Source organism: Treponema sp. UBA6852, from assembly GCA_002449305.1.
Lineage (GTDB): Bacteria > Spirochaetota > Spirochaetia > Treponematales > Treponemataceae > Treponema_D.
This window is the reverse complement of sequence record DKDI01000017.1, coordinates 1-6331: the sequence shown is the minus strand read 5'-3', so window position 1 is coordinate 6331 and position 6331 is coordinate 1. Positions and strand designations below refer to the sequence as shown.

The following is a 6331-nucleotide window of genomic DNA, read 5'->3' as shown; positions in this document are numbered from 1 at the left end:
CAAAGAACATGGCTCAAGATATGGCCAAGGACATAGCTAGGAACATGGTCAAAGATACTGCACAAAGCATAGCTAATGACATTGCAAATCAGAAAGTTATTGAAACTGCACAAAAAATGCTTAAAGAAAAAATAGGAACACCAGAGCAAATTTCAATGGTCACAAGTATTCCGCTTGAAAAAATTTTAGAGCTTAAAAAGAAATTATAATAAGTTTAAAGTTTTATTCCTGCGCTCAATGTGAATGATGTTCCCGGCGCAGGATAGCCGTCAACATGGACATACTGGAAGTCAAAAACATTTTGCCACAAGAACTGCGCATAAAATTTTTCCCCTGTCCAAGAAAGTCCTGTGTCCAAATTAAAATAATCCGGCACATAAAGAGTATTGCTGTTGCTTGTATATTTTTTTGAATTATAGGAAAAAACAGTCGTCCAAGTAAAGCTATCAAAAAACGAATATTTTTCCGTTAAAGAAAAAGTATGAACAGGAGTGTACATTATTTGATTTCCTTTTGTTCCGCCGCCTGAAGTCAAGATTGCCTTGCAAAAAGTATAGCTTGCAGAAAACTCCAAGTTGCCAAAAATCTCTTTAGTAGAAAAATAAAAATCCGCGCCCCAGTTAACAGAAGAGCCCCAGTTATCCGGCGACCAGGAAGTGCTTGAATCACTCACCCATCCGATTTTGTCCCTATAAAAAATCAAGAAAGGCTTTACAGAAAATCCGAATTTTTGCGAGTAAGAAAGTCCTGTGTAAAACGAATACGCGCTTTCACTTTTTAAATCCGGGTTTCCAATTCCGCCATCACCTGAATAATAAAGCTGCTGAAACACAGGATTTGTTATGTTTTTTGAAGCCTTAAAGAAAAACGCAAAATTTTTTAAGTTCCGTTCTGCGCAAAAACTGTAAAGCAAACTCAATGTATTTGAAGGCTCAAAGTAATCAAATGGAAGCGATAAAGAAAAGTTCCAACCAAAATATTCAAACTTCAAAGACGGAGAAAAAAATGCAGAAAAAAGCGAATGTGAATAAGTTGCATTTTCTTTGCCAGAAGAAATTTCATCAGAAAAATCATAAGAGCAAAGTGCGTAAAATTCCAAAAAGTCCAAGACAGAACTTTCCGCCTGAAAAGAAAAATTGCTTACTTTGTATTCGTTTCCCAAATCTGAAAAGCGGGCATGCTTTGTGTAGTCAAGGTCTGAATATTTGTAAGACGGCAGAACTTTTAAATTCCAATTTTCAAACGGAATAAACACAGGAAATGCAAAAACAAGCGAAAGGTCTTTTTGCTTTTCTTCTGTAAAATATGCGCCGCCAGTTTTTCCGCAGTTGGAATCGGAATAGCTTGCATAGCTTGAAAATCCAAACGAAGCTCCGGGAAATTTCTGCGTGGCAAATTCCGCAAAAAGCGAGTTGTTAAAAAGAGTGCGTTCGTAGCCTGAATAATTTTTCTTGTAGCCTGAATACGAATCGCTAAAATCTAGCTTGTAAGTTGCATCCTGCGAACGGTAGCCAAAGTGATTTTTCTTATGGGAAACATTGAAGGCTTCATGCACAAAAAGAGATGAGCCGTTTTCAAAAACAATGGGAACAGAAAATTCAGCCCTTGCCGTAGGACTGTCATTCAAAGAAGAAAGATAGCTTTGGCTTTTTAGTTCCGCATTCACACGAATCTTGCTAAAGTCGCAGGAAACTGTGGTTATGTAGATTGCAACAGAGCCATTTTGCGCGGCAGGATTTACTTTTATGGATTTTACAGTTGCAAAGTCCAAGGTAGAAAAATCAAACTTGCCGGTATTTGGATCGTTCACAAGAACATTGTTTATGTAGACTTTTATTGAAGAATTCCAATAGCCGTGAAATGTAAGCTCATTGTTTCCTTTTTTAAATGCAAAGCCCGCGCTTTCCAACGCCTGTTCTGCAGAAGAAAAAGAAGACAAAGCATCTTCGTCCAGCACGATAAGCTCTGGATTTTTTGCGCGGTGAATTGTTGTTGTAATGCCCGGAAGCTCCAGTTCCTGAGCAAATGAACAAAAAGAAACAACTAAGGCAAAAAGAAAAGCAATAAGATTTTTCATACCAATGACATCTTCGGGGTTTGCCCCGAAGATATGTTTTAAATTTATAACAGATTCCCGTATCGCGGCATGGGAATAACAATTAAATAACATAAATGTCAACTTTTTATAAAAACAGTTATTCAAGTGTCATTATCGGGCTTGACCCTGCGATGTTTCTGAAAGAAACTCGGTCGATAATCTGTTGTAATTTTGCAGCAGATTCCCGTGTCACCGTCTGTCTTGCGGCGCACTGCACGGGAATGACATTAAAAACATTGTTTTTGCAAAAATTCTAAATTGACTTCCGCACTTTTTTATTACTGTCTTGTGCAGTCGGAGTATGTTCCAAAATATCCGTTTTCTATAGTAAATTCAGAAACTGCCTCATCCAGAGTTTCCGTAGAAGTTGCCCCCCCATACTTGTATGCACCAGATATTGAAATAGTGTCATCTGTTAAGTTCTTATAGCTTATGGCATACCATTTGCCAACATCAGGAGCTGTTTCTGAATATCTATAGCAAGAAGTATAAGTTGTACCGCCATATTCATACGATGATTTTGTCCAAGAAGAGTCGCTTGGATCTTCCGTCCTAGATTCATAAGCTTTTGTATATTTTACATAAATAATTCCTGCAGAATCAGAAGACTCTATTACAGTAAGATTGTTTCCTTCATAATATCCATTTGAAAACATCGTTTCAGTTATTTTATAGGTTTCAGTGTAAGTATCTGTTTTATTAACCCATGTTCCATAAATTGAAGCATCATCGTCATCATCAGATTTACAGCCTGCAAAAGAAACTGCTACAAGTACAGACATCAAAAGCGCGGTTAACAACAACCAGGCGCGGTTAAAAGAAAATTTTGTGTTTTTCATAAAAAACTCCATTGTAATTAAGATAATATTAATTTGCAGTTAAACTGTTTTTAGAAAACGAACACAACAGTGCAATTTACCGCAAACTAATCCTTTATTTAGACCATTCTACTACGTTAGTATTTTTTCTACTTGTAGTATAAAGTTTTACTTGATATTTGCCCGTAAGATTATAAAATATTCTTATTTTCGGATAGTTATCTCCAAAATCCTGAAAATTAGGATTGTTCTCAATATCAGGAACTACATCAAATGTTTTAGTTTCGGTATTGCCTCCAACAGGATAGATAATAGTACATGATGAACCAGAAAAAGAAACCTTATATCCAGCCCAAGCAGTACCTTTCAATTCATATTCTCCAGCTGGCACAAATCCCAGAGTAACAGGGGAATTCTTATCTTTCAGTGCAAGATAAATATCATAACTTTCCAAAGACAATTCCGTTGTGTCTTTTAATGGATAGACATAAGAACTTTCTATAGAAGTTATTGACTTTGTAGAATACCACCAGTAATCTTCAATTTTGTCTTCTGGAATTGTATAGCTAGGAATGTGGCTTTTTATTTCAGCCCAGGTCCAAGTTTTTGCAACATCAGAATCTTGTGTATAAGCACCTATCCGCCCTCCTCTTTCCACAGTCCAATATTCCAAGCTACTATCTTTTGACTGAACAGGCACTCCAAAATAGAAGTTAAAGACGTAGTGCATCTTTGTTTCCGTAGGACCATAAAATGTGTCATCCATATCCAAAGCAGCATCCAAAGCTTCTGCAGGGCTATCGTACCAATTAGAAGACCACTTAACATTCCAGTTGCCCCCCCCCCATTATTTTTTAGGGTGCAATGATTCCAGAAAAGACCTTGCTTTGTTACAAAAGGCTCGTTTCCAGTTATGCCGGGACTTGTTGAGCCTGCCGCACCATTTTGAGAAGTGTGAGCCAAAAGCAAATCATAAGTTTTTGTTTTTTCATCGTATTCTGTGGCAAGAACATTTGCAAACCAGTAATGGTTAATATCCTGAGCAATGCTAAGTTTTGCACCAATCTGCAACTCCCAGCCTTTGTTATTCAATTTATATTTTCCATCAAAATTTGCAAGATAGTCAGATTTTAATGGAGGAACTTTTTCATAGTCAAAAAATGAAGCGCTGTTATCTGCGGCAATCTGCATACTTGTTGCATAAAGAAAATCGCATTTAAAGTAAACATTGCCATTGCTTTCTTTATAAAAAGAAACTTCAGAAGTTTTTCCTATTTCGCGTATATTTGTAGAATAAATAATCTTCGCTTTTGTTATGCCGCTTTCTTCTGCTGTAAGTTGAATCCATCTTTCTGTATTAACACCGTCCGGCATATAATTCAAGTAAACAATTTTTTTATCTTGATCTTCTGGAAAATCGAATCTATATTCATTTGAAGCAAACCACACAGTATTTGCAACTTCTTCATAAAGCAAGGCTCTTTCGCTGTTTGAATTTGAAGAATTATTATCTGAATCGCCTACGCTGTTCATGCACGAGGCAAAAAGAAAGGAAATTAAAAAAAAGGCAAAACACGCCTTTATGAACTTCATTTAGATATCCCCCTAAACGAAAAAAAGAGTTAAGAGAAGTCCGGATTTTACGGTGGTGGGTCCTCAGCTGAATTCCACAGCATATTCTCTTGCATTTATATAGAAATAAATGCGCTTAAACAGATTCCTCAGGTCAAGCCGGGGAATGACAGTATTGCAGCCAGCCGTCATCTTCGGGCATTGACCCAAAGATCTTTCTTTACAGAATGTGGCTTACATAGAATCCGCAAGACCAAGCATTGCGTGTTTTTCCGTCGAATGCTTTTCTGTTTTCCAAGTTCAAGTTAAGATCAAAGTCTGTTTTCTTAGAGAACTTATATTTTACAGAAGGACGGATTGTAAAGATGTGTCCGCCGTTCCAGTCGTCATCGTCCCAGTCCTTGTCTTTAGAACCGAATGCAAGAGAACCATAAGCATTGAACTGGAAGTCCTTGTTAATAGGAACAATAAGAGCAGCTCCAGCATACCAAGCGAATGTGTAATCGTCGTTTTCAAAGAAGTTCAAGCCGGCTTCCGGACGCAAAGAAAGCTTTGAGTTAGGAACAGAGAAAGTAATCGCGCCTCCAATTCCGTAAGCCTCGTCATCCTTTTCTTTTGTAAACAAAGAATCCATTGCAAGATAAACTTCAAGCAAAAAGTTTTTTGCGCCTATTGTTGAGCCAGCGTAGAAGTTTGCGGCATCTTCAAATGCACCTTCCATTGCAGCCCCAATGCTTATCCAGTTTACAGGAGCAAACTTTACACCAAAGTTTACAGCAGGATCATCTGTATTAAATCCGTTAGGAATAGCAGCTCCAGCTTCAAAGTTCATTTTTCCTTTTGAAACATATCTTACACCAAGACCTCTTCTTGCATAGGAATTTGAATAAGGAATGAATCCTACAACGTCCGCAGTGCCAGGAGCATCTACTTTGAACTTATAGTAGCCTGCGCAGTCAGATGAAGTTGAGCTTGGATAGAACGAGCCTGAGCGGTCATCGTAGGCTGTGCTGAATCCGCCCTGTCTTACGTGAGCGTTAGGTCCCCAAACCCAGTCGCCGTATCCCGGAGCAGGTCCGACTTTCCAGTTGAGTTTTGTTCCCATTCCAAAGTCAAAGTTGCGGTTAATATGGTAAACAAAGTTCAAATAAAAAGCGTCAGTAATTGTGTTGTTTGAATTAATAGCATTATCATAACCATCACGATTCGTATTTGTGTGGTTGCCGCCTCTAGTGTTGCGTCCGTAGTGAAGAGCAAGCGGATTCAAATTTGTTGTTCCAATTTCAAAGTTGTCAACATCACCGCCGTTTTCATAGTTTGCCAATGCGCCCATGTTGAGCATTCCGTCCATCGTGAACTTGCCCTGATCAAATCTTGCCTGAAAAATATCAGTAAAACCATAGAACATTGTGTCGCCGTCAAACGGGTTTCCAAATCCAGTCCACAAAGTGTTCTTAATCTGCGCTCTTTCCAAAACCTGCGCGCTAGCAGCCGCTCCAATAAAAAGTGCAGCTGCAATTCCCAAAACAACCTTTTTCACTTAAAGCCTCCAAAAGTTAAAAAAGAAAAGTGTTATAAACAAAGTAGCAAAATATTAGTTACTGATTTTACAGAGAAAACACAAAAAAATCAAATGGCACAGCAGATTATTTTAGAAACCTTGCAGTTTTTGAAAAAAATCGTATATAAAGTTAATACCCTTAATTTCGAGTTTTGATAAGAACAGTAATTTATGTGTCATTCCCGTGCTACGACACTGCGATGTTTACGCAGTAAACTTGGTCAGGAATCTGTTGGAAATTTTCAATAGATTATCAACCGAGTTTCTTTCAGAAACATCGCA

General features: G+C 37.9%; 5 protein-coding genes and 1 pseudogene. 1 reads left to right on the top strand and 5 read right to left on the bottom strand.

The genetic code is table 11. The annotated features are described in order from the left end of the window. Positions 1–209: pseudogene (locus B3209_RS04310) on the top strand (hypothetical protein); the annotation flags it as partial. 5 nt (positions 210–214) lie between these two features. On the opposite strand, the gene B3209_RS04305 reads toward B3209_RS04310, so the two are convergent. The 5 genes from B3209_RS04305 to B3209_RS04285 all read right to left on the bottom strand — a co-directional run bounded on the left by B3209_RS04305 (position 215) and on the right by B3209_RS04285 (position 6028). Further along, on the bottom strand, positions 215–2077 hold the full coding sequence (locus B3209_RS04305; RefSeq protein WP_296662571.1) for a hypothetical protein: 1863 nt from the start codon (positions 2075–2077) through the stop codon (positions 215–217). A gap of 299 nt (positions 2078–2376) precedes the next feature. Further along, positions 2377–2937, bottom strand: a complete 561-nt coding sequence (locus B3209_RS04300) for a hypothetical protein (RefSeq protein WP_296662574.1) — start codon at positions 2935–2937, stop codon at positions 2377–2379. Positions 2938–3031: 94 nt separating this feature from the next. Next, positions 3032–3574, bottom strand: a complete 543-nt coding sequence (locus B3209_RS04295; protein ID WP_296689942.1) for a hypothetical protein — start codon at positions 3572–3574, stop codon at positions 3032–3034. Further along, the gene (locus B3209_RS04290; protein ID WP_296689940.1) at positions 3553–4509 is read right to left on the bottom strand and encodes a hypothetical protein; all 957 of its coding nucleotides are present in this window, start codon (positions 4507–4509) and stop codon (positions 3553–3555) included. The genes B3209_RS04295 and B3209_RS04290 overlap by 22 nt, the downstream gene beginning before the upstream one ends. 199 nt (positions 4510–4708) lie before the next feature. Further along, complete coding sequence (locus B3209_RS04285) at positions 4709–6028, bottom strand: hypothetical protein (protein ID WP_296662581.1); 1320 nt, start codon at positions 6026–6028, stop codon at positions 4709–4711. Positions 6029–6331 lie beyond the last annotated feature (303 nt).

Coding starts and splice junctions, on each gene's coding strand:
- B3209_RS04300 (WP_296662574.1), bottom strand. CDS start 2,937: ATGAAAAACACAAAATTTTCTTTTAACCGCGCCTGGTTGTTGTTAACC.
- B3209_RS04305 (WP_296662571.1), bottom strand. CDS start 2,077: ATGAAAAATCTTATTGCTTTTCTTTTTGCCTTAGTTGTTTCTTTTTGT.
- B3209_RS04290 (WP_296689940.1), bottom strand. CDS start 4,509: ATGAAGTTCATAAAGGCGTGTTTTGCCTTTTTTTTAATTTCCTTTCTT.